Source organism: Pseudorhodoplanes sp. (assembly GCF_059499825.1).
The window spans coordinates 175377-198204 of sequence record NZ_JCABZI010000001.1 but is presented as its reverse complement, the minus strand read 5'-3'; the positions used below and the strand labels follow the sequence as shown (position 1 = coordinate 198204).

The following is a 22828-nucleotide window of genomic DNA, read 5'->3' as shown; positions in this document are numbered from 1 at the left end:
GATGTCTTCAACGCAGCAAGGCCAATCCCTGTTTCAGTCGTCGGGCGACCTGATCGCCGACCGGCGCTACGGCATGGCGCGCGAGTTCCGGGAGCGGGGCGATCATGCCGCCGCGCTCGACCTGCTGGAGCAGACGGTCGAGCGGACGCCCGGCTTCGCCGCGGCCTGGTTCGATCTCGGGCATCTGCGCGAGATCGCAGGCGACCGGGCAGGGGCGGTGGCCGCCTTCGAGCAGGCGCTGGCCGCCGACACGTCCGACCGGCACGGGGCTGGCCTGCGGCTGCGGCTGCTCAATATCGGCGGGCATGCGATGTCGGCGGATTACGTGCGCTCGGTGTTCGACCAATACGCGGTGAAGTTCGACGATGCGCTTAAAGCGCTGGCCTATACCGCGCCGGACCTGCTGGCGGAGACCGTAGCGGAGGCGTGCCGCTCAAAAAAACGGCCAATCCATTTCGCCGCCATGCTCGACCTCGGCTGCGGCACCGGACTGTCAGGCGCCGTGTTCCGGCCGGTCTGCGACTGGATCGAGGGCGTCGACCTGTCGCCCGGCATGATCGCGCAGGCGCGGCGCAAGAAACTCTATGACAAGCTCGACACCGGCGACCTGACCGAAAGCCTCGACCGCCACATCCGTGCCGATGCCCGCTTCAACCTGGTCGTGGCGGCGGATGTGTTTGTCTATTGTGCCGACCTGACGCTGATCGCCTCGCTCGTTCACGACGTGTTGGCAGCGGAAGGGCTGTTCGCCTTCACGGTCGAGACCCATGACGAGGGCGGTGTGATCCTCGGTCCGAAGCTGCGCTACGCCCATGGCGAGGCGCATGTGCGATCCGCGCTGGAAGCGGCCGGGCTGACCATCCACGAGCTCGCGCCGGTCTCGACCCGCATGGAGGCCGATGTGCCGGTGCCGGGATTGCTGGTGATCGCGGAGCGCGCCCCGGCTTCGCCATTGTCCGTAAGGTAGAGTGGGGCGTGACCCTCCTCGATCCGATCGCTCCACCTGACAGTCTGCCGGACACGTTCGCGCGCTGGTTCGCCGCGCGCGGCTGGGCGCCGCGTGCGCATCAGCTCGAATTGCTGAACCGGGCGCGCGAGGACAAATCGGTGCTCCTCATTGCGCCGACCGGAGGCGGCAAGACGCTCGCGGGCTTTCTGCCGACGCTGGTGGAGTTGAGTGAGGAACTGCGCGGGGCGGCGGCGCAGGCCAAGCTCGTCTCCACGGGCCGCGGCATCCGGCGCGCCGGGGGCCTCCACACACTCTACATCTCGCCGCTGAAAGCACTCGCGGTCGACATCGCGCGGAATCTCGAGACCCCTGTCGCCGAGATGAAGCTGCCGATCCGGATCGAGACGCGGACCGGCGATACGCCGGTATCCAAGCGCACGCGCCAGCGCCGCGATCCGCCCGATATCCTGCTGACCACGCCGGAGCAGCTTGCGCTTCTTCTCGCCTCCGCCGATGCGCCGTATCTGTTCGGCACGCTGAAGCGCGTGATCCTCGACGAACTGCACGCGCTGGTTACCTCCAAGCGCGGCGACCTCCTGTCGCTTGCGCTCGCGCGGCTGTTCCGGCTCGCGCCCGGTTTGCATACCATCGGTTTGTCGGCAACCGTCGCCGAACCCGACGACCTGCGCCGCTATCTGGTGCCGCAGCCGCGCGCCGGCGAACATCTCGCCGATCTGGTGATCGCGAAAGCCGGCGCCGAGCCGCATGTCACCATGATGGAGCCGGATGCGCGCGATCCGGACTCTTACATTCCCTGGGCCGGACATTCCGCGCGTCACGCCTTTCCGCAGATCTACGATCTGATCAGGAAGCACAAGACCACGCTGGTCTTCGTCAATACCCGTAGCCAGGCCGAACTGATCTTTCAGGAACTGTGGCGGATCAACGACGACGGACTCGCGATCGCGTTGCATCACGGCTCCCTCGATGTGGCGCAGCGGCGCAAGGTCGAAGACGCCATGGCCGCCGCGAAGCTGCGCGCGGTGGTGTGTACCTCCTCGCTCGATCTCGGCATCGACTGGGGCGACATCGATCTCGTTATCAATGTCGGCGCGCCGAAAGGCTCGTCGCGCCTGCTGCAGCGGATCGGCCGCGCAAACCACAGGCTGGACGAGCCTTCGCGCGGCATACTCGTGCCGGCCAATCGCTTCGAGGTGCTGGAATGCCGCGCCGCGATCGAAGCGGTCGGCGACAATGCGCAGGATACGCCACCGCTCCGCACCGGCGCGCTCGATGTGCTCGCACAACATGTGCTCGGCACCGCCTGCGGTGAGCCGTTCGATGCCGACGTCCTGTATGATGAGGTGACGTCCGCCGCACCATATCGCGACCTGACCCGCGCCGATTTCGATGCCACCATCGATTTCGTCGCGACCGGTGGCTATGCGCTGAAAGCCTATGAGCGCTTCGCCAAGATCAAGCAGGACAAGTCCGGCCGCTGGCGCGTGACGCATCCGCGTTTCGCGCAGGCCTATCGGATGAATGTCGGCACCATCGTCGAGGCGGTGATGCTGAAAGTGAGGCTGGTGCGCTCACGTGGCGGCGCAAGCGGACGCACCGGGCCGATCGGGCGCGGTGGTCGCATACTCGGTCAGGTCGAGGAATACTTCGCGGAAACGTTGGCGCAGGGTGATACCTTCGTGTTCGCGGGCGAAGTGCTGCGCTACGAGGGGATGGTCGAGGACGAGCTTTATGTCTCGCGCGCGACCGATGACGACCCGAAAGTGCCGTCCTATGAAGGCGGCAAGTTCCCGCTCTCGACCTATCTGGCGTCACGGGTGCGCAACATTCTCGCGACACCTTCGGAGTGGACGGCGCTGCCGGCGCCGGTGCGCGAATGGCTCGAGATCCAGCAGCGGCGCTCGGTTCTGCCCGGCCCGCATGAATTGCTGGTCGAGACATTCCCGCGCGCCGACAAGCAATACCTTGTCTGCTATCCGTTCGAGGGCCGGCTGGCGCATCAGACCCTCGGCATGCTGCTGACACGAAGGCTCGAGCGCGCCCGGATGCGTCCGCTGGGCTTCGTTGCCAACGAATATGCGCTGGCGGTGTGGGGACTGGCAGATATCGGGCTGAAGGTTCGCCGCGGGGAACTTTCGCTTGCGGACCTGTTCGACGAGGACATGCTCGGCGACGACCTGGAAGCCTGGCTCGCCGAATCCATGATGATGAAACGGACGTTCCGGACCAATGCGGTGATCGCCGGCCTGATCCAGCGCCGCTCGACCGACCGGGAGAAAACGCGCAGGCAGGTCACGATCTCGACCGACCTGATTTATGACGTTTTGCGCAAGCACCAGCCCGATCACCTGCTCCTGAAGGCGGCCCGTGCCGATGCGGCAACAGGTCTGCTCGATATCAAGCGGCTCGGCGAAATGCTCTCCCGGATCAGGGGGCGAATCGTCCATAAGCCGCTGGAGCACGTATCGCCGCTCGCGGTTCCGGTGATGCTCGAAATCGGCCGCGAGACGGTGTACGGCGAAGCTGCGGATGCGCTTCTGGCGGAAACCGCGGACGAATTGGTACAAGAGGCAATGACAGGGGCTTCGGGTGGTCGCAACAGCGGCAATTAGCTGGCCGGATTATCAGACAGACGAGGTGGAACTGGCCGGCAGCAGGCTTGTGGTCGATCCCGCGGGCATTCTGTGGTGGCCGGCGGAACGGCTGCTCGCGGTGTCCGACCTGCATTTCGAGAAGGCGTCGAGCTTCGCGCGCTATGGCGCCCTGCTGCCGCCATTCGATACCGCAGCGACGCTCGCGCGGCTGTGCGAAGCGATCATGCGTTACCGGCCGCGCACCGTGCTCGCGCTGGGCGACAGTTTCCATGATGGCGACGGGCCGCGGCGGCTTGGTGATGCGGACCGTGACGCGATCGGGGCGCTTCAGCAGGGCCGCGACTGGATCTGGGTGGCGGGCAATCACGATCCGGATCCGGCAATCGGGATCGGCGGCGTGTTCACGCCTGAATTGGCGATCGGATCTGTGGTTTTCCGCCATGAGCCGCTCGGTCAGGCGGGCGAGATCGCAGGGCATCTGCATCCGATGGCGCGGATCAGCGCGCGCGGCCGCTCGGTCAGCCGCAAGTGTTTTGCGATCGACGCCGAGCGCATGGTGATGCCGGCCTTCGGCGCGTTTACCGGCGGCCTCAACATCCGCGCACCGGCCTTCATGACCGTGTTCGGTGCACTGTCGTTCCGCGCCCACATGCTGGGCGCCACCCGGCTTTACGCGGTCGATGCGTCGCGCTGCCTGCCGGGCTGATCAGTCTTTCCTGAAAATCAGCGCCGCAAACCAGCCGGTCGCAAGCGCCATCAGGGTCGTGAACAGACCATAGAGTATGCCGTGATTGGCGGCGGCATTGACGATGAATTGCTCGACCCCGACCTTTACGACTTCCAGCGCGGAGTTGGCGCGTGCGAGCTCGGTGCCGTCTGCGAACAGTCTCACATCGACATCATAGGAACCGACCGGGGATTCGGCGGGAAGCCTGATGGTGGCACGGAACAGATTGGGAGTCAGGAACGTCACGCCCGTCGGATCCTCGATATAGAGGTTGCGCTGCTTGCGCAGGCGGATCAGCGCTTCGCGGAAGACGTCGTGTTCGCCGGACTGGATCGCGGATGTCAGCGCCGCGCGGGGCACCAGCGACATGCCGATTTCCTGCCGGCGCAGCAATTCGGCCGATGCAATTTCGTTCACCGGGCGGTCGCTCAGCACCGCGAGATAGGTCGGCGTGTTCAGGAAGCTGCGCGATTCCGTATTGGTCCAGATGCCGACGACCAGGTCCTTGCGGCGTACCACCAGGGTCTCGCGCGGGCCGGTGACGGTGACGACGATATCGTACTCGCCCTTGCGCGACACCGTTTTGGCATCGCGCTCGATCGAGCCGAACAGGACCAGTTCGGTACCCGTGAAGCTGGACGTCACCAATACCTGGTGGCTGGACAGCGACGTGATCAGCCGTTCCGCGGAAGCGGGGATGGCCGCAAGCAGCAGCAGGGCACAGGAAATGGCGATGCGTTTGATCATCCGCCGTCCCCCGTGAAGCGGATGGAGAACAGTTCGGACGGTTCGATCACCAGGTTGAGCGCGAAGCGGACGCCGACGCCGAGCACCAGCAAGCCAAGCAGGAGCCGCAGCCGTTCCGCCCGCATCCGCTGCCCGGCACGGGCGCCGAACTGGGCGCCGACCACGCCGCCGACCATCAGAATAAGGGCGAGCAATGCATCGACCAACTGGTTGGTCGCGGCGTGCATCACCGTCGCCGATGCCATGGTGATCAATGTCAGCACCGTGGACGTACCGATCACAGTCGCGGTCGGCACGCGCAGGAAATAGATCAGCATCGGCACCAGCAGAAAGCCGCCGCCGATGCCCATCAGGGCGCCAATGAATCCGATGATGAAGCCGATCCCGAGGACGGGGATCGCGGACACATAGATTTTCGAGCGCTTGAACCGGACTTTGAACGGCAATCCATGCAGCCAGGTGTGGCTGCCAGGACGGCGCAGGACCACCGGATAGCCCTGGTAAGACCGCATGATGGCGCGAATGGCCTCGTTCACCATCATGCCGCCGACAGCAACCAGCAACACCACGTAGGACAGCGCGATCACCAGATCGAGCAGATCGGCGGATCGCAGGACGGTGAAAATCCAGACGCCGCCCGCGGTCCCGACGATGCCGCCCGCGAGCAACATCATCGCCAGCGGCATGTCGATGGCGTTTCGCCGCCAATAGCTGAGGGCGCTTGAGGTGGAAGATGCGGCGATGTGGCTCGCGACGGTGGCCACCGAGACGGCCGGATTGATGCCGATGAAGATCAGGAGCGGCGTCATCAGAAATCCGCCGCCGATCCCGAACATCCCCGAAATGAAGCCGACCGCCAGCCCCATGCCCAGCAGAAGGAACATGTTGACCGGAAGGTCGGCAATGGGGAGATAGATTTGCACCGGTCGCGGCAGCCGTCCTTGGCGGGGTCAGGCGCCCCCGCGTGAATGATGCGGCAAATAATCCGGCGCGCGGCCGCCGAATGACGCCGCGTTTGTCCCTTCCGTACATGACTGTGCGGATGAGTCGACTGCTTTATGAGTGAAATTCGCGGATTTTACCGATCGTCAGGATGCCGTGACCTTCGCGACACTGCCGGCCCGCGGCTTGCGGCCGGGCGCCGAGTCGGCGGCGGGACGATCCCAGCCGCCGGGAGGTGCTGCGACCGTTACCGCGTCTTCGGGCTGCGGCTGCGCAGTGAAGGACTGAACCGCATTGCGGGCGGCGGCCAGCGAAGCGGCGTCTAGCTTCGAGCCGATCTCGTCGCGTTTCTTTGCCGCATCATTGTCGCCCTGGAGTGCGGCCAGCGCGAGCCACTTGTAGGATTCGAGGATGTTCTGTTCGACGCCGATCCCGCGAGCATGAAGGATCGCGAGATTGTACTGGCTGTCGGCGACGCCGTAATCGGCCGCGCGGCGGAACCATTCGGCGGCGGTCTTGTAATCCGGCTTGCCGTCGATGCCCTCGGCGTAAAGCACAGCCATGTTGTGCATCGCCTTGGCGTTGCCCTTCTCGGCGGCAGCGATGTAGTGGCGTCGTGCGATGGTCAGGTTTTTCTTCACGCCAATCCCTTTTTCGTAAAGGCCGGCGATGCGGAAATGTGCGGGAGCGAGTCCGGTTTCGGCGGCGCGTTCCAGCCACCGCAATCCGGCCTCGGTATTCTGCGCGATGCCGCGGCCTTCGATCAGGCGAATGCCGATCTCGAATTCCGCCGCCGGCTGCCCCTTGATTGCGGCGTTGCGCAATGCAGCGGGCAGCTTGTCTGGAAGCGGCGGGATGGGGCCGCGCGCCATGGCCGGTGCCGGTTGGACGAGGGGATTGGTGAGCGCGCCGGCTGGTGCGATCGAGCCGGTTGAATCGGCGGCGGCCGGTGGTGGGGCAGGACGTTGCACCTCAGCCCTGGGACGCTCGATGACGCCTGAAGGAGGCGCAGCGAAGAGGTCCGGCTTGGATGGCGTCATGACAGGCGCACTGACGACCGGACGGGGCTGTTGCGGTTCCGGGGCGTCGGCAGCGTCGAAGTTTGCGGGGGCGCTGACCTCGCTCACCGACGGGTTGCCGATATCGAACAGGTCGATGGCGACGCGTGCGGATGCGGCAATCAGAACGAGCGCGCTGGCGCCGACGAATAGCGCGCGGACTTTCCGGCTGATCGATTTGCCTGAATCCTCGGACGCTTCTGCCGGTCGTTCGGCGGAGATCTCGGGTGCCGCGGTTGCCGCGGCCTGCGCGGCCCGGCGGGCTGCAGCGATGAAATTGGTCTGTCCGGGGTGGTTTGCTCCACCCGGCTTGGCAGCACCGAGCGCCGCCTCCGAGGCTGCGATCCGTTCCGCCGCCGTCGCCGGCGGACGTGCGCGCGGGGTGCCCGAACCGGGCTCGAGCGGGAAGTCCGGCGGCAGGCTCGGATCGATGGCGTGGCGTTCGCGCACTGAAGACGGCGCGGGTTTCGGTTGCGCGGCCTGTGGCGTCGGTGCGGGTGAGGTGCTGGTTTTGGGTGCGTCGGCTGCGGACGGCCGGAGATCGCCGGCGGGTTTCGGCATGGAACGCGGTTCGGGACGCGGCTCGGCGACGGGCGCCGACATGCGGGGCATGTCAGCCGGCATTTGCGGGAACTCGGCCCTCGGCATCCGGCGTTCGGCCGTCTGTGTCGGCGTTGCGGGCATCGGCATCGGTGCCGGTTCTTCCGCTGCGAAGCGCGCCTCGCGAATGCCGCTCTCGATCGTAGCAAGCCGGTCGACCAGGTGGCCCAGCGTCGAATGCACGGCCTCGAGCGAATCCTGCGTACGGACCAGATCCCGCTTCAGATGGTCGACGGCGGGGGTGGGGTCGATGACCGGCTGCTGGGCTGTGACCGGAATCTGGTCAAATCGCGCCTTCAAATCGGCGAAACCGCGCTCGATCGCGCCCAGAACCGGCAGCGCCGCGATGCGCTGTTCGAGCGTCTGCAGCATGTCGGAGTCGAAGCCGCGCGACGATGCCGCCACCCGTTCGACCTGCGCCGACAGCCCGCGGATTTCTTCCGACAATCCGGCCAGCGTGTCGTTCGACGCCACATTCGCGACGATCCCGCGCAACGCCACGATCGAGCTTTCGAGCTGCTGCAGCGAGGCCGGATCCTGATAGGCGCCCGCCGACTGGTCGAGCCGCTCCGACAAGGTACGGATCGCCTGTTCGAAGCCTGCCAGGCTTTCGGCCGGCTTGAGACTGCGGATCGCCTCGCGCACATCTGCCAGAGAGCGTTCCATCCCGGCTATGGCGTCCGGATCGACGCCGGCCGCCCGGCTGACATCGATGCGCTCGGCAAGCCGCCGCACTTCCGCTTCCAGCGCCTCGATGGCGCGGCGCGGCATCGCCTCGAGCAGGCGACTGGAAATCTCCGACAGGTCGGCGCGAAGCTCACGCAACGCGCCGGAAAAGTCCGGCACCGGCTGCCGCAGGGTCTCGATCTGCGCGGTCAGATTGCGGATTTGCGATTCAAGCCCCGACAGGTCCGGGCCCGGCGCATGACGCAGGGGCTCGGCATAAGCAGGCTGATCCGGATAGGCCGGCGCGAGCGGCGGCGCCACATGCTGCCGTGTCGCGGCCGGGTCGATGTCGAGCGCACGCATGCGGGCGGCGATCTGGGCGACCGCATCGTCAACGTTTGCAGGCACTTGAGCGGCCGGATGGGAGACCTGGTCGCGCTGCTGCGGCTCCGGCGCGGCATAGGGTGCCGGACCGTAGGCGGGCGCAGCCGGATAGGACGGCGGGGCCTGATGATAGGGCGCCAGGGCCGGCGCAGCCGGATAATGCCCTTGCGGCGGATAGCCCTGCGGATAAGCCGGGGGTGCATAAACCTGCGGGGCGTAAGCCTGCGGGGGGTAGCCTTGCGGGTATCCCTGCGGGGCATAGGCCTGTGGCGGATAGCCCGGTCCCGGATAGGTCTGTGGCTGATAAGGCGGCGGCGGAACATATTGCGCGGCGGCGCCATAGCTCGCGGGCGGGAAATAATTCGGATTCGGCGCAGCCGCAGGCTCATCCGGCCGAGCACCGTTCTCCGTCGTTCGCACGCGCTCGTTCATTGCATGACCCGCATCGCCTGACCGGCTTTCGCGCCTTCAGCGGCCGCCATTCCGTAGAATTGGGGTCTCACGAACAGCGGCCCGTCCCCCGGAGCCGACTTTTCATTGTCACGGTAAATAAGCGGTTAACCGCAGGAATCTCTTAACAAAAATGCTGCCCGTCGCACGCGGCCGCGAAACCAAATAGCGTACGCAAACCGAAAGCTGCCCTGCGATTCGGGGGCACGGACATTGGGGACGAGCGATGCCGGTCTACAACGCGCCCACGGACGATGTGATGTTCCTGCTGAACGATGTGTTCCACATCGAGCGCCACAACAATGTGGCGGGATTTGGCGATGCGACGCCCGACGTGGTCGAAGCAATGCTCGTAGAAGCAGGGAAGCTCTGCTCCGAGGTGCTCACTCCTCTCAATCGAACAGGCGATATCGAGGGATGTACGCGCCACGAGGATGGACGCGTCACCACGCCGACGGGATTCAAGGAGGCGTATGGCCAACTCGTGGCCGGCGGCTGGGTCGGGCTGTCGTGCCCGGCCGAGTATGGCGGGCAGGGACTGCCCGGCACGCTGACCGTGATCATCAACGAGTTCCTGGCCTCGGCCAATCTCGCCTTCTCGATGTATTCCGGCCTGGTGCAGGGCGCGGTCGCGGCGATCCTCACCCATGGCAATGACGAACTGAAACGAAAATTCCTGCCGAAGATGATCGAGGGTGTCTGGGCCGGCACCATGAACCTCACCGAACCGCAATGCGGCACGGATCTAGGCTTGCTGCGTACCAAGGCGGTCAAGCAGCCGGAGGGCTCTTACAAGATCTCGGGCACCAAAATCTTCATCTCGGGCGGCGAGCAGGACCTCACCGAAAACATCATCCATCTGGTGCTGGCGCGCATCGAAGGCGCGCCGGAAGGCACCAAGGGCATCTCGCTGTTCATCGTGCCCAAGGTGATGGTCAACGACGACGGCACGCTCGGCGCGCGCAATGGCGTCGCCTGCGGCTCGATCGAGCATAAGATGGGCATTCACGGCAACGCCACCTGCGTGATGAATTACGACAATGCCACCGGCTATCTGATCGGACAGGAGAATCGCGGGCTTGCCGCGATGTTCGTGATGATGAACGAAGCGCGGCTCGGCGTCGGCGTGCAGGGTCTCGCGATGTCGGAGGTTGCGTATCAGAACGCGGTGATCTACGCGAAGGAGCGCCTGCAGGGCCGTTCGCTGACGGGGCCGAAATTCCCCGACAAGCCGGCCGATCCGATCATCGTGCATCCGGATGTGCGGCGCACGCTATTGTCCATCCGCGCCTTCAACGAAGCAGCGCGTGCGCTGGTGATCCAGACGGCTTTATACGGAGACCTCGCGCATCGCTCGCAGGATGCAAAAGAGCGCCAGCACGCCGACGACATGATGGGCCTCTTGACCCCGGTGGTGAAGGGCGTGCTGACCGACTTAGGGTTCGCCAATGCCGTGAACGCGCAGCAGATGTATGGCGGGCACGGCTACATTTCCGAATGGGGCATGGAGCAATTCGTGCGCGATGCGCGCATCCCGATGATCTACGAGGGCGCCAACGGCATCCAGGCGCTCGATCTGGTCGGCCGCAAGCTGGCGAAGGACGGCGGTCGCGCGGTGATGGCGTTCTTCGCCGAGGTGCAGGGCTTCATCAATGCGCACCGCGCGGACGAGGCGATGAAGCCGATCATCGAGCCGCTCGACGTGTCGCTCGGGCATCTGCAGGCGGCGACGATGTGGTTCATGAACAACGCGCTGAAGGCGCCGGACAATGCCGGCGCCGGCGCGTCCGACTTCATGCACATGTTCGGACTGGTCGCGCTCGGCCTGATGTGGGGGCGGATCGTGCTGGCGGTGAATGAAAAGCTCGCGGCGCGCGATGCGAGCGGTGGCGGTTCACTCGATGCGCAGGCGCTGAAGAACAAGCTGATCGTCGCGCGCTTTTTCGGCGAGAAGATGCTGCCGGAAACCGCGGCGCAACTGAAGCGGATCGAGGCGGGGGCGGGCAGTGTGATGGAGATGGGGGCAGAGGGGTTTTAGTCTAACCTACTCTCCCGCGGAGACCGCTTTGAACTCGATCGCGTGAGCTGGATACTTTTCCTTTAGTAACTCCATCGCTTCGAGCGAGCGGCCGCCCCATTGTTTATCCGGGGCCTTCCCGCATGTTGCTGCGCTAATGCGGGCTACGCGGCTGCGAAAACGAAAGCGCCCTGGCCAAAGCCGTAACCCGCAGATTGGACTTGGTCGACGGATTGCGCTTGTCTGATCCGCTCGATCCATCGGGTGTTGCGCTCTTGTTATCGAGCGTCAGTCAGGACAAAGCTATGAAAAACAGCGGCGCGTGCGCAAAGTGCGCCTCCTCCGATATCCTGAGAGTGGCTGGACAGACGGGCGCATTCGGCTCCGGCAACAATATCCCCGCCGGACGAACGATCTTTTCGTCCGTCAATGTGACGCGGTTCGTGTGCGCCCAATGTGGCTACATCGAAGAGTGGGTCGAATCCGAAGCCGACCGGCAGAAACTACGATTGAAATATACGCAGCAAGCGTAGCCCGGATGGCGCACGCTTCGCGTGATCAGAGGGAGGGCGGAAAGAGCTCTGCGCGTGTCGGCCATTACAGCGGCTGCCGGTGGAACCTAATGAACTCGTGCCGCGTTGCCTTAGACACCGGCCTCTGCACATTTGAACGACAAAACAATTTGTAGCAGCTCTCCCGGCCTCACCCTGGAGATTGCGAAGATGAAAAACCTCTTCTTGAGTACATTTGCAGCCGCGGCCATCGGCGGACTATCGATGGGCGCTGCGTCAGCCATGCCGTTCAACAGCGGATTGCCTGCAGCCGGCGAAAGCCTCGTGCACCAGGCCCGCGTTGCCTGCGACCGGAACGGACGATGCTACAATACCAATCGCCGTGCCCGCGTGTCGCAGCGTTACTATGCGCCGCGCGCCTACGGCTACAATCGAGGCTATGGTTACAACAGGGGCTATGCGCAGCCCTATTACGGCGCCTATGGCGGCCCGGCCATCGGGATCGGCGTCGGCCCGTTCGGTATCGGCGTGTTCTGAGGCATCGTTGCCTGATCGCTTCGAATGGATCCGTTGGGCCTCAAGTCCGGCGGGTCCTGCAAGCGTGACCCGCAGGCCGCCTTTACTTCCGCGTGTCTCGCGATTTGTCGCGTTTACTGAGCCAACAAGGCTTTTGCCCGGAGCGGAGACACTTTGATGAAACCGACGCTGCTTGCTGCTGTCGCGGCACTGGCCATCGTTGCGGCGCCCATGGCGGGGGCGTCAGTCGCGGGCGCGCAGCCTGCGCGGGTCGACGCAGGCCAGGCGAAGGCCGCCGTCACCTTCACGCCGGAAGAGCGCGATGCCGTGAGTGACTGGATCAAGCGTCAGCGACCCATCGCGGCCCGCAAGGGCATTGCCGTGGGCGTGATGCTGCCCGACGACGTGGAGACTTATCCGGTACCGGAAGGATGGGGTCCTTCGGCTACGCGGTACCGCTACTTTCATTCGGGCGAGACGGTCTATTTCGTCGAGCCGTCGACCCGCCGGGTTGTTTATGTGTTCGATTGAATGCGTCCCCGTACGAAAAAGCCCGGCCACGATTAACGTGGCCGGGCTCGTAACGCTCAGGCAATGGCGCCGCTATCGCCACACGTTCGTGTCGCGCTCGCGGCCGCCGGCCATTGCCGCCCAGTAGGCGGCGCCGGCCGCAAACATCGACAGCGCGCCGATCAGGAAGGCGATGCCGGCCGCGGCCTTGCGCGCGGTATTGGCCGCCTGCTTGGCCTGCTCGATGGTGGTGTCGACGCGCTTGCGCGCTTCTTCCGGCGTGAGCCGCGTTTCGGCCGCGACCAGGCGCGCGACGTAATCGCGATCCTCGTTGCTGATCTCGCCGCGGGTCAGCGCATTGGTGGTGATGACGCGGGCGATCTCGGCGCGGGAATCGCGCGGTGCCGCGGCTGTAGGGGCGGCGGCGGGATCGGCGGGACCGGCACGCATCATCCGGTCGATCGCCGTCGACACCGCATCGCTGCGCGCGGCGCCGGCCACGGCGGTGCCGGCCGTGGTGGCGACGCCGGAGACCACGGCCGTCGTCGACCAATAGGCGACGGCAACGCCGATCAGCAGCGCCAGCGCCCACATCAACAGGCCGTGCGCGCCATCGCGCGACTGACGCTCCTCGATCGAGGCCGACGTGCCGGTGGGACGCCGATAGCGGCCGGCAAAGTATCCGCCGACCAGGAACGACCCGATCATCACCACCGAGACATAGGCCGCGCCGACGATGGTCAGCGTCATGCCCGACGGATTATTCCAGCTATAGGGAGAGACGGAGGCGACGCCCGCCGCCGACCCGAAGGCAAAAAGCACAAAGGACAAAGCGGTGGCGATCAAAGCGCCGCCGGTGATTGCGCCCCAGTCAAAATTTGTGGAGCGGTCGCCCGGCATCGCGACCACGGTGGTGGTGTCAGTCATGGATCGTGTCCTTATCGAAGGCCGAAGAAGCTGAGGATGGCCATGACCACGACGATCAGGCCGACGATGTAGATGATCGAATGCATGCTGGTTTTCTCCGCGATTGCGTCATGAAACTCTGACACCTCAGCAAGGTTGCATCGGTTGCCGAATTTTCCGGCAGCGGATGTCGGGATCAGAAGCGATTGGGCCGTCTGCGTGACGCCGGTGCGGTTCCGTCCGCGGTGTTGTACGGTCGCGCGATTCGCGATCGCGAATGCAACCTGCGAGATCGATGGCCCATGACCGAAACCACCCGTGACAGCAACGGCACCATCCTGAACGACGGCGACTCGGTGACGCTGATCAAGGACCTGAAGGTGAAGGGCACGTCGGAGACGCTGAAGCGCGGCACGCTGGTCAAGAACATCCGGCTCACCGGCGATGCCGGCGAGATCGAATGCAACACCAAGCAGGTGAAGGGTCTCGTCCTGAAGACGGAATTCCTGAAAAAGGCCTGACGGGCGCGCCCGGCGGCGCTCAGGCCGCCGTCACTGCGCGAACGAGCGCCGGATATGGTCCAGCCGGTTGGTCGGATGCCGGTACAGCGACTGGCCGGTCGTGCTGCCATGCGCGGCGTCGTGACAGTTCACCGCGCCCTTGTGGACCATCTTGCCGCTCTGGTTATCGAAGCCGAGTTCGCGGCATTGGTCGCGGTCCATGACCACGATACGGCCGGTGGCGGGATCGCGCTCCTGCGTGGCCGCAGACGCCGTGCCGGGAGAGGCTGGGCTGGCCGACGCTGTGGTGGGCGAGGCCGTGGCCGACGGCGCCTTCATGTCCTTGAACATCAAAACGGCTGTGACGATCAGGCCGAACACGCCGCAGATCGTCACCACTTGGAGCGTGCCGGCCATCCGGCTCCTGCGCGCCTTGCGAACCATGGGGCGCGCCACCGTTTCAGGCCTGCGCTCTTCGGCCTTCGGCTCTTCCGGCACGACTTGCGGTTTCGGCTCGCGCGCCGGCTTGTCAGTCCATTGAACCATGTCGCACGCCTGTCACAACTGGCGGATCAATCCGCAATCCGCGTGCACGTTACTCAGAAGAGTTTAATGGCTCGCCAAGAACCGATGAATCCTTTGTTAAGGCGCGTCCTGCAAATGGACGCGCGCCGCGGCCTCTACTGACACAGCAATCCATCCTGCGCGGATCCGGGCGCGTGTCCGGTCGCGCTCAGGCCCGGTACAGGCTCCATCCGGTGGAGCGGCATCGCCGGTTTCGGCGCCTGGTATTTGACCTCGCGGTTCACCGGAATGCTGGCATAGGGCAGGTCGATCAGCTCCAGCGCGCCGATCCAGTCGTCGAATTTTCGCCATTGCACATCGTCGCTGTCGAGCGCGGCCTCGTAGCCGCGCCACCATCCGGCTCTGGTGCCGCCGAGATAGGCGTGCGACACCAAAATCATGTCGGAGGGCCGCCGCTCGATCACATTCTGCACCAGGTCGAAGAAATCCGCATCGGTCGAGCCGCGCGCCCACAGGCTGTAATCGCACAGCGACCCCGTCCCCATGTCGCCGAACGGCACGTTCGACACCGAGATGATCCTGGCCTTGTATTCGCGCGGCGCGTAGACGATCGCGCGCTCGCCCGCGGTGCCGCGCGCCAGAACATAGTCGACACCGAGTGCGTCCGCGGCCTTCAGTGTGCTCTCGTCATAGGCGAAATACTTGCTGCCGAACACGCGCATGGTCTTGACCACGAGCGTCTGTTCGATCGCGGCCTTCACCTCGCGCATGCGCGCGAGCTGCTCGTCATAGGGCATGTCCCAGAACGGCTGTTCGGCATAGAGCCCGGCGATCGGATAGCCCTTCATCGCCAGCCGCACGAAATCCTGCGGATGCGCGGCAATCACGTTATGCTGTGCTTGGACCAGCGCGGTCAGTCCGCGGCGGTCGAGCTGCGCTTCCCACTGACGAATGCCGTCGATCGATTCGAACTCGATCAGCATCATCAGTCCGTTGGTGCGCGCGTCCGTCTGCGATGGTGCATTCATCTGAGTGGGCGTGTCCGTCTGTTTGCCTGCGGGGCGACACAGACTGAAACAGAAGCGCGCTCGCTGTCAAAACGCCGATGCAGCATCGAGCGGGGACGTATTAAGGCGCGCTGACGACCGGACTCGAAACGGGAATGGACCCGGGGCTGGCGCCTCCGGGTCCATTCGCTGCGGCGGGACGTCGATCCGCCGGATGGTCTGTGTAGCCTCTAGCCGACAAGTCTTTATCAGCGGAATACGTAGACGATGCGCCGTGTCGCCGGATCGACCAGCACCGGCGTGTTGTTCACATAGACATATTGATAGCGATAATCCGGCACGTTGGTCAGCACGACGGTCTGTGGCAGGCTGGCGCCGACGATGACGTTGCCCTCATAAGCGAAAGAGTTGACCGCGTTGTTGGCGACATAGTTGCTGACGGCAGGCGGCGGCGGCGCGTAGGTCGACGCGTAGACCACAGGCTCGGTCGCAGCAGCGACGGCGCGGGCGCCGCTGGTGATTGCTTCGGCGATCGGCGCCAAGGGTACATCCGGCCGATAGGTCGGAGCGTAGCCATAGGTGACCACGACGGGCTCGCGGATGACGATGGGCCCGCTACCGGCGGCAAGTGACATATATTGCGAATAGGCCCAGCCCTGACGGCCCCTGAACTGGACCTGGCACCACAGGCTGCCTTCGACGCAACCCAGAATCTGCGCCTTCTGGCGTGCCTTCATGAAGCCGATGACCGGCTGCTCCGGCCCCGGGCCGGAACGGATGTTGAGCGCGGTGGTGGCAGTGCCAACGGTTTGTGCTTGCGCGGCGCCGGCCAGCGCCAGTGTGACAATGGCCGTGGATAACAGGATGCGTTTCATGACAGCCCCTCTTGAGCGAAAAATTCCGAATGGAATTTCTGCGAGCATAAAGGGCTAGCGGGTGTAATTTCTCACGCAAATACGTGATAAAAATTGTCGCAAATTTTCGCGCACCGTCGGTTAAATATTTGGAGCGTGATCGGTTTGATTTCCGTCAATATGTTAGGTCCAGAATCCGGGTATTAAAAACAGATGTCGCAGATCAAGCATCCCGCCTGTCCCGGTTGCGCCAGACCGATGACTGTTGTACCCGCGAACGCCAGCGCCCGCCCAGGCCGCAGGTCGTTCGAATGTGTCGACTGCGGAACGGCCTATAGCGAGCAATCGTCGTTTAACGTGCTCGCGGCCGACCGCGCGCTCACACTGAATTTCGAGGCGAGAAGCCGTCCGCATTAGGGGGGCAACGGTCGAGGTGGGCAGGTCACCCGCCCCGACCGATTGCCTGGCGTCACGCTTTAGCGCGACACATACACGATGCGCCGGGTCGCGGGGTCGACCAGCACCGGATAGTCGTTCACATAAGTGTAGCGATAGCGCGAGTTCGGCACCGGCCACAGGTCGATGTCATCGGGCAGTCCGGCGTCGATCTCGAGGTTGCCCGCGAGATAGACTGGGTCGATTGGATTGGCCGTCAGATAACTGCGCACCGATGACGGCGGCATATAAGCGGGCGGCGGTGTGGTCGACGCGTAGATCGTCTCACGCGGCGCGATGAACGCCCCGGAGATTTCGCGCGGGGCGACGCCGGTCGTTTCCACCACACTGGTCGCAGGCGCGCGATAGCTCACCACGGGCCCCGGCGCTCGATAGACAGTTGCTGGCGCCTGATAGACGGGCGCGGGCGATTGATACGTCACAACCGGCGGTGCGCCATAGGCCACGACCGGTCCGGGCGCCTGATAAACCGGCGCCGGGTATTGCGCGACCGGTGCCGGGGCGCGATAGGCGACGACCGGCGGCGGTGCGGCGACCGGTCGGGTGGCCACATCCACCTCCAGCACGGGAGCCGGAAGAACGGCGGCGATATCGCCGGACATCGTCAGATATTGCGAATAGGCCCAGCCGGTCCGTCCGCGCACATCGACCTGGCACCAGCGGCTGCCTTCGATACAGCCGAGCACGCTCGCGCGCTGGTTCTCCCGGATCATTCCGATCACGGGGAATTGTGGATCGGGGCCGGAGCGGAGATTGAGGTCGGTGGTGGCGGTGCCGATGGTCTGTGCCTGCGCAGCGGTGAGCATCGCGGCCGAGGCGACAGCGGCGGAAATGAGGGTGCGCTTCATAAGGTCCTCGCGTCCATAGGGTGCAGTGTCTGCCCGTGAACGCAGCGCAGCGAGGGATCGTTCCGGCGTTGGTTAAGGCCCGATTTGCCGGTTCCATCGCGACCCGGTAACCTGCGGGCTCAACACGTCCCGGGGGGAGTATTCTGATGCTGCGTGCCGCGATTGCCTCTGTTGCCCTGATCCTTACCGCCTCGATTGCGGCTGGGCAGACACCCGCCGACAGCCGCCTGAAGCGGATCGCGGATTCCAAGACCATCAAGATCGGTTACCGAGCCGCGGCAACGCCTTTCTCGTTCTTCAACCAGCAGGCCAAGGAGCCGGCGGGTTACACCATCGACCTGTGCCGGCTGGCAGCGGAATGGATCGGCAAGTCCCTGAACACGCCGCTCAAGGTCGAATGGGTTGAGGTGACGACGCAGAACCGCTTCGACATGGTGGCGCAGGGCAAGGCCGACATGGAATGCGGCTCCTCGACCATGACCCTGTCGCGCATGAAGCAGGTCGACTTCTCGTCGGTCACCTTTGTCGAGAGTACCGGCATCGTGATGCGCACCGCTACCGGCGTTACCAAAGCCGGCGACCTGAACGGACAGAAGATCGCGGTCGCCGCCGGCACCACCAACGAGGCCGCTCTCGCCGAACTGGTCAAGCAGGGCAAGCTGAAGGTGACGCTGGTTCCGGTGAAGGATCGCGACGCCGGCATCGCCGCGCTCGAAAAGGGCGAAGTCGATGGCTATGCCAGCGACAAGCTGCTGCTGGTCGGCGCGCGCTTCCAGGATGCCAAGGCGCTGACAATGCTGCCGGACGATCTGTCGTTCGAGCCTTATGGCATCGCGCTGCCGCGCGGCGACTGGGCGCTCCGGCTGGCGGTGAATTCGGCGCTGGCCGAGGTGTATGGGTCGGGCCTGATCTTCACCGTCTTCAGCCGGTGGTTCGACCAGGTAAAGCTGAAGCCCGGTCCGGTGCTGCTCAGCGCCTTCTCGCTCGGCGCCCTCGCGCGCTAATCGCACGGCACGTACGGATCGCCGCCGCGACGGCGGCGGCGATTTGTTGCGCGCGTGCTGGGAGTTTATTCACCCTCATTCATGAAAGTGCGAGCGGCGTTCAGAACTCGTCGACTCCGCGCATGTTACCGCTACGTGCGGGAGCCTGTCTTCGGACGGGCCGTCACCGCGCGTTGAGGAGAGTTTCATGCGCAAGATTCTGTTGACCTTCGTCGCCGCCGGCTCGATCGCGGCCGCGACCATCGCCGCCCCGACGCGTGCCGATGCTGGCTGTGGCAGCGGCTGCTGGATCGGCGCGGGCGTCGCCGCCGGCGTTGTCGCGGGCGCGGCGATCTCGACTGCCGCTCCGGCTTATTACAGCGGCTATGGACCCTACCAGCCGGTGTATTATGGCGGCTATCAGCCGGCCTATTACTACGGCTACCCGCAATACTACGTGCCGGCCCCCCGCTATTACGGCAATTACGGCTATTACGCGCAACGCGCCTACGCGCCGTACTACGCTCCGCGCTATGGCTATGGCTATTACCGCCCGGCGCGTTACGGCTATCGCTGGTAATTGCTGCTTCGGTTGATGCAGCTCAATCCGGCCGACACCGCGATGCCTCATCATATGCTGTGATTTGCATGTGATGAGGGGTGTCGGATGACCGTGAATATGGGTGGGCTCGATCGAGGGCTTCGGCTGATCGTCGGCATCGCGCTGATCTGCTTTGCGATTCCGATCGGGTTTCCGAATGTGGGATGGAACTGGGTCGGTTGGGTCGGAGTGATCCCGATCGTGACCGCCCTGATCGGCAATTGTCCGGCCTATTCCATCGTCGGCCTGTCGACCTGCAAGCGGAGTTGATCCTGCGCGCAAGCTGACATGACGGCCGGCACGCGTCGCGTGCCGGCCTCATGCGACATGGCTAGCCTTTCAGCCGCAGATAATCGAGCTTCGCCAGCGGCACGCCCTTGTGGCGCAGGATGTCGTAAGCCGTCGTGACGTGGAAATAGAAGTTTGGCACCGCAAAGCTGAGCAGATATGACGCGCCGGTGAAGACCGGATTGAAATCGCGCAGCTTCAGTTCGATGCGGTTGGTTTCGGTACCGTCAATCTGCGCCTCCGGGATCGCGCCGATGTAATCCGCGGTGCGCTCGACCCGCGCCAGAAGCTCGGCGAAGGTTTTCTCGTTGTCCTCCAGTTTCGGCGACCCAATGCCGCTGATTCGTTCGAGTGCGAACTTCGAGGTGTCGCTGGCGCGCTGGATCTGGCCGGCGAGTGTCAGCATGTCCGGAGCAAGCCGGGCGTCAATATAGGATGCGGGGTCGGCGCCGGTCTCGGCGGCATGCGCTTCGCCCTTCCGCAGAATGTGGGTGAGGGTGCCGAGCCCGTGCAGGAAGACGGGGACGGAGGCCTGATACATCGAAATCGACATCGGTGTGTTCCGCGGTTGAAGGTCGCAGCTATGTAGGGTGGGTGAGGCGACGCCGCGAGTAGCCCGCATGAGCGAAGCGACATGCGCGACCATGCCCCGGGTATCGCTGCGCTCCCCCGGGCTACGCAAATTTCAGCGCCTTGGTCGCCAGCGCCGCGCCTTGCGACAGCGCGCGCAATTTCGCCCATGCGATCTGCGGATGGGTGCGCTCGCCGAAGCCGCAATCGGTCCCCGCGATCACATTCTCCTTGCCGACCAGTTTCGCGTAACGCTGGATACGCTCGCTGACCAGTTCGGGATGCTCGATGGTATCGGTCGCATGCGCGACCACGCCGGGGATCAGGATCTTGCCATCCGGCAGCTTCACGTCTTCCCACACATGGTACTCGTGCTCGTGGCGCGCGTTGGCGCCCTCGATCAGATATCCCTGAGCCTTTACCCGCAGCAGGATGTCGACGATGTCGCGCAGCGGGATGTCAAAGGCATGCGGGCCGTGCCAGCTGCCCCAGCACAGGTGATAGCGGATGCGGTCTTCGGGGATGTTGCGCAGCGCATGGTTGAGCGCTTCCACCCGCAGCATGCAATATTTGCGGAAGGCCTCAAGGCCCATGCCGATGCCGATGCGCTCCCACAGCGCCGCGAGCCAGGCATCGTCGACCTGCACCAGGAAGCCGGCATCGGCGATCATCTCGTATTCGACGCGCATCGCATCGGCGAAGGCGAACAGGAAGTCTTCGGTGGTCTTGTAATACTTGTTGGTGTGATAGGGCTCGAGACTTGCGGGCGCCGTGGTGGTGAGGAACGTGTCCGCCGCATGGTCCGCCGGCAAGGCGGCCTTGAACAACTCGATCTCGCGCTGCATCGCGTCATGGCCGGTATAGCTGATCGGCCCGGTGCATTCCCAATAGATGCGTTTCACCGCGGGCTTGTCCTTGGTGACGTAGAACAGCGTGCCGCGCTCGGCGGCGTATTTGTAGAAATCGGCGAAGGTCTCGCGGTCCTTGCCCTGAAACAGCAGCGGCGCGCCGGTCGCCTCCGCTGCGGTAAAGCCGCCAAGCCGGCCATCGATGAAGCTCAGCCAGTCGCCGCCTTTGGTGAATTCGCCCTCGTTGACGATATCGAGCCCGGCATCGTGTTGCGCCGCAATAATCTCGCGGATGGCAGCGACGTCGGGCATGTCGTGTCCGGATTCACCGCGGCCGGGCAGGCTGCCGACATGTGTGGTGAGGATTTTCGTAACCGAGCGTTGCATGGGCGTTTCCGGACCTGAGCGACATTGGGCCTTTGGCCACAACGCCGCTGTTGATTTGCGGTTGCGGCCGGAGCAATATCCAAGCTGACCAGCCTGTTTTTAGCTGTCAACCAGAAACGTCAACAAAAGGCAAACCGCGACCGGAACGGATCGCGTCGAGGGAGGACAGACATGCGAAAACTGACAAGCGTGCTTGGGTTAGCAGTTGCCGCTGCAATCACCGCCGGCGCCGCGCAGGCGCAGGACACCATCAAGATCGGCCTGATCATGCCCTATTCTGGACAGTTCGCCGATACCGCCGCGCAGATGGACAACGGCATCAAGCTGTTCGTGAAACGGCACGGCGACATCGTGGCCGGCAAGAAGGTCGAATTCATCCGCAAGGATACCGGCGGCGTTGCGCCCGATGTGGCGAAGCGCCTGGCGCAGGAAATGGTGGTTCGCGACGGCGTCGACATTCTCGCGGGCTTCGTGCTGACACCGAATGCGCTGGCCGCGGCCGACGTCTCGGCTTCGGCGAAGAAATTCATGGTGGTGATGAATGCCGGCACTTCGATCATCACCACCAAGTCGCCCTACATGGCGCGCACCTCGATCACGCTGCCGCAGGCCGCCGAAACGCTCGGCGCATGGGCCGCGAAGAACGGCGTGAAAAAGGTCTACACCATGGTGTCGGATTTCGGTCCGGGCCACGACGCCGAAGGCGGCTTCCAGCGTGCCTTCAAGGAGGCCGGCGGCGAAATCCTCGGCTCGGTTCGTTTCCCGGTCGCCAATCCGGATTTCTCCGCCTTCGTGCAGCGCGCCAAGGATCTGAACCCCGAAGCGATCTTCCTGTTCGTGCCGGCGGGTGCGCAGCCGGCCGCATTCGCCAAGGCGCTGGCCGAACGCGGGCTCGATGCCAGCAAGATCAAGGTGCTCGGCACCGGCGAAGTCACCGCCGAGACCGCGTTGAAGAGCATGGGCGATGCGTCGCTCGGCATCATTTCCGCGTGGAATTATGCACCCGAGCACAAGACCGGCAGCAATGAGTCCTTCGTGAAGGATTACGTGGCCGCCTACGGACGGACGCCGGACTTCATGGCGGCCGGCGGCTATGACGGCATGCATCTCATCTACGAGGCGCTGAAGAAGACCGGCGGAAAGACCGACGGGGAAGCGCTGATCAATGCGGCGAAGGGGATGAAGTGGGAAAGTCCGCGCGGGCCGATCGCGATCGACCCGCAGACCCGCGACGTGGTGCAGGACATCTACATCCGCCGGGTCGAGAAGGTCGACGGCCAGCCGCTGAATGTCATCATCGACACGGTGAAGGACGTGAAGGATCCGGTGCTGGCGCGGATGAAGTAGTTCGATATCGTGCCC

At 64.4% G+C, this 22828-nt stretch carries 22 protein-coding genes; 12 read left to right on the top strand and 10 right to left on the bottom strand.

All coding sequences use genetic code 11. The features are described from left to right. The first annotated feature begins 1 nt into the window (after position 1). Genes AC5I5I_RS00995 through pdeM form a run of 3 tightly spaced genes read left to right on the top strand, consistent with a single transcriptional unit; the run spans position 2 to position 4270 of the window. Positions 2-967 carry a class I SAM-dependent DNA methyltransferase gene (locus AC5I5I_RS00995; RefSeq protein WP_495969268.1) on the top strand — a complete coding sequence of 322 codons (966 nt, stop codon included), beginning with the start codon at positions 2-4 and terminating at the stop codon, positions 965-967. A gap of 8 nt (positions 968-975) precedes the next feature. Beyond that, on the top strand, positions 976-3582 hold the full coding sequence (locus AC5I5I_RS00990) for a ligase-associated DNA damage response DEXH box helicase (RefSeq protein WP_495969267.1): 2607 nt from the start codon (positions 976-978) through the stop codon (positions 3580-3582). Continuing rightward, positions 3560-4270 carry a ligase-associated DNA damage response endonuclease PdeM gene (pdeM, locus tag AC5I5I_RS00985; RefSeq protein ID WP_495969266.1) on the top strand — a complete coding sequence of 237 codons (711 nt, stop codon included), beginning with the start codon at positions 3560-3562 and terminating at the stop codon, positions 4268-4270. Before AC5I5I_RS00990 ends, pdeM begins: the two co-directional genes overlap by 23 nt. On the opposite strand, the gene AC5I5I_RS00980 is transcribed toward pdeM, so the two are convergent. From AC5I5I_RS00980 to AC5I5I_RS00970, 3 genes are all read right to left on the bottom strand, one after another. Beyond that, positions 4271-5035, bottom strand: coding sequence for a TIGR02186 family protein (locus AC5I5I_RS00980; RefSeq protein WP_495764895.1), 765 nt, complete (start codon positions 5033-5035; stop codon positions 4271-4273). Beyond that, positions 5035-5961 carry a sulfite exporter TauE/SafE family protein gene (locus tag AC5I5I_RS00975; RefSeq protein ID WP_495969265.1) on the bottom strand — a complete coding sequence of 309 codons (927 nt, stop codon included), beginning with the start codon at positions 5959-5961 and terminating at the stop codon, positions 5035-5037. Before AC5I5I_RS00975 ends, AC5I5I_RS00980 begins: the two co-directional genes overlap by 1 nt. 165 nt (positions 5962-6126) lie before the next feature. Continuing rightward, positions 6127-9120 (bottom strand): tetratricopeptide repeat protein, encoded by a 2994-nt coding sequence (locus tag AC5I5I_RS00970; protein ID WP_495969264.1) that lies wholly within the window; start codon positions 9118-9120, stop codon positions 6127-6129. 244 nt (positions 9121-9364) lie between these two features. Between AC5I5I_RS00970 and AC5I5I_RS00965 the strand changes: the two genes are divergently transcribed. From AC5I5I_RS00965 to AC5I5I_RS00950, 4 genes are all read left to right on the top strand, one after another. Continuing rightward, positions 9365-11176, top strand: a complete 1812-nt coding sequence (locus AC5I5I_RS00965; protein ID WP_495969263.1) for an acyl-CoA dehydrogenase C-terminal domain-containing protein — start codon at positions 9365-9367, stop codon at positions 11174-11176. A 218-nt stretch (positions 11177-11394) separates the two neighbouring features. Beyond that, the gene (locus AC5I5I_RS00960) at positions 11395-11688 is read left to right on the top strand and encodes a hypothetical protein (RefSeq protein WP_495969262.1); all 294 of its coding nucleotides are present in this window, start codon (positions 11395-11397) and stop codon (positions 11686-11688) included. Positions 11689-11877: 189 nt separating this feature from the next. Further along, complete coding sequence (locus tag AC5I5I_RS00955) at positions 11878-12204, top strand: hypothetical protein (protein ID WP_495969261.1); 327 nt, start codon at positions 11878-11880, stop codon at positions 12202-12204. Between the two features lie 156 nt (positions 12205-12360). Continuing rightward, entirely contained in the window at positions 12361-12714 is a 354-nt protein-coding gene (locus AC5I5I_RS00950; RefSeq protein WP_495969260.1) for a DUF1236 domain-containing protein, read from the top strand. 72 nt (positions 12715-12786) lie between these two features. On the opposite strand, the gene AC5I5I_RS00945 is transcribed toward AC5I5I_RS00950, so the two are convergent. Continuing rightward, positions 12787-13620: a hypothetical protein gene (locus tag AC5I5I_RS00945; RefSeq protein WP_495969259.1), complete on the bottom strand. Its 834-nt coding sequence runs from the start codon at positions 13618-13620 to the stop codon at positions 12787-12789. Between the two features lie 281 nt (positions 13621-13901). On the opposite strand from AC5I5I_RS00945, the gene AC5I5I_RS00940 reads away from it, so the two are divergent. Next, a complete protein-coding gene (locus tag AC5I5I_RS00940; RefSeq protein ID WP_495969258.1) occupies positions 13902-14120 on the top strand; it encodes an alkylphosphonate utilization protein in 219 nt (72 codons plus the stop codon). Positions 14121-14150: 30 nt separating this feature from the next. Here the strand turns inward: AC5I5I_RS00940 and AC5I5I_RS00935 are convergent, their stop codons facing one another. The 4 genes from AC5I5I_RS00935 to AC5I5I_RS00920 form a co-directional block, all read right to left on the bottom strand. Then, positions 14151-14645, bottom strand: coding sequence for a hypothetical protein (locus AC5I5I_RS00935; RefSeq protein WP_495758510.1), 495 nt, complete (start codon positions 14643-14645; stop codon positions 14151-14153). Positions 14646-14779: 134 nt separating this feature from the next. After that, positions 14780-15652 carry a hypothetical protein gene (locus tag AC5I5I_RS00930; protein WP_495758511.1) on the bottom strand — a complete coding sequence of 291 codons (873 nt, stop codon included), beginning with the start codon at positions 15650-15652 and terminating at the stop codon, positions 14780-14782. A 227-nt stretch (positions 15653-15879) separates the two neighbouring features. Beyond that, entirely contained in the window at positions 15880-16506 is a 627-nt protein-coding gene (locus AC5I5I_RS00925) for a DUF1236 domain-containing protein (protein WP_495969257.1), read from the bottom strand. Between the two features lie 455 nt (positions 16507-16961). Continuing rightward, the gene (locus AC5I5I_RS00920; protein ID WP_495969256.1) at positions 16962-17789 is read right to left on the bottom strand and encodes a DUF1236 domain-containing protein; all 828 of its coding nucleotides are present in this window, start codon (positions 17787-17789) and stop codon (positions 16962-16964) included. Positions 17790-17935: 146 nt separating this feature from the next. On the opposite strand from AC5I5I_RS00920, the gene AC5I5I_RS00915 reads away from it, so the two are divergent. The 3 genes from AC5I5I_RS00915 (at position 17936) to AC5I5I_RS00905 (ending at position 19643) form a co-directional block, all read left to right on the top strand. Then, entirely contained in the window at positions 17936-18793 is an 858-nt protein-coding gene (locus AC5I5I_RS00915; RefSeq protein ID WP_495969255.1) for an amino acid ABC transporter substrate-binding protein, read from the top strand. Positions 18794-18980: 187 nt separating this feature from the next. Then, positions 18981-19352 carry a hypothetical protein gene (locus AC5I5I_RS00910; RefSeq protein WP_495969254.1) on the top strand — a complete coding sequence of 124 codons (372 nt, stop codon included), beginning with the start codon at positions 18981-18983 and terminating at the stop codon, positions 19350-19352. Between the two features lie 87 nt (positions 19353-19439). After that, positions 19440-19643, top strand: coding sequence for a YgaP family membrane protein (locus AC5I5I_RS00905; protein WP_495969253.1), 204 nt, complete (start codon positions 19440-19442; stop codon positions 19641-19643). A 61-nt stretch (positions 19644-19704) separates the two neighbouring features. Here AC5I5I_RS00905 and AC5I5I_RS00900 read toward each other — a convergent pair whose 3' ends face one another. Further along, on the bottom strand, positions 19705-20214 hold the full coding sequence (locus AC5I5I_RS00900; protein WP_495969252.1) for a DUF1993 domain-containing protein: 510 nt from the start codon (positions 20212-20214) through the stop codon (positions 19705-19707). Positions 20215-20335: 121 nt separating this feature from the next. After that, positions 20336-21466, bottom strand: coding sequence for a cobalamin-independent methionine synthase II family protein (locus AC5I5I_RS00895; protein WP_495969251.1), 1131 nt, complete (start codon positions 21464-21466; stop codon positions 20336-20338). A 171-nt stretch (positions 21467-21637) separates the two neighbouring features. On the opposite strand from AC5I5I_RS00895, the gene AC5I5I_RS00890 reads away from it, so the two are divergent. Next, positions 21638-22813 (top strand): ABC transporter substrate-binding protein, encoded by a 1176-nt coding sequence (locus tag AC5I5I_RS00890; RefSeq protein ID WP_495969250.1) that lies wholly within the window; start codon positions 21638-21640, stop codon positions 22811-22813. The last annotated feature ends 15 nt before the right edge of the window (positions 22814-22828 follow it).